The sequence below is a fragment of the Arcobacter sp. genome (genome assembly GCF_050300555.1).
GTDB lineage: Bacteria > Campylobacterota > Campylobacteria > Campylobacterales > Arcobacteraceae > Arcobacter.
Genome location: NZ_JBNKXY010000282.1, coordinates 1 through 576, shown reverse-complemented (window position 1 = coordinate 576; position 576 = coordinate 1). Strand labels below are relative to the sequence as shown.

Annotated in this window: 1 protein-coding gene; it reads left to right on the top strand. The window is 19.3% G+C overall.

Translation table 11 applies throughout. The annotated features are described in order from the left end of the window. Positions 1–350 precede the first annotated feature (350 nt). Positions 351–576, top strand: a 226-nt coding sequence (locus tag ACQY5W_RS13380; RefSeq protein WP_428025465.1) for a hypothetical protein, incomplete at its 3' end; no start/stop codon positions are given.

Below are 576 nucleotides of genomic sequence, written 5' to 3'. Positions count from 1 at the left end.
TATACCCACAAAATGCACCAGGATACTATCTTTCAATAACATTTTGAGCTCATTTTTTATTATTTTTAGTATGAGATTTTGTACCCAAATAATCTTTAGGAAATGACGCTTTATTAAAAATTATAGAGCATGAATTAATTAATTAATTTTTAAAAAATATTTTGCTCATAATATATAGCGAGTACAATAAAACTATTTTACAAAAATTAAAAATATATTAAAGACATATTATATAGTAGTTGATATTTAATAAAATTTAATATTTAAATAAATAATTAATTAATTTTTGTACTCCAAAATAAAATACATATTAAAGAAATAAAATTTCATATATATAAAAAGGAGATTCAATGGATTCACAAAAAATAAAATCTTTATCATCACAAAATAAGAAAGCATTATTGAAGAACTTTAATTATTCTCACATTAAAGAAGCTAAAAAGGATAAAAGATTTTCTAAATTACTTGCCACGGAAATTTATAAGATATTGAAAGATGAATACAACAATAAAATCTCTATAATACAAAAAGAATCAAAGCTTAAAAACGAATTGAAAAATAATATAAAAAACGAAA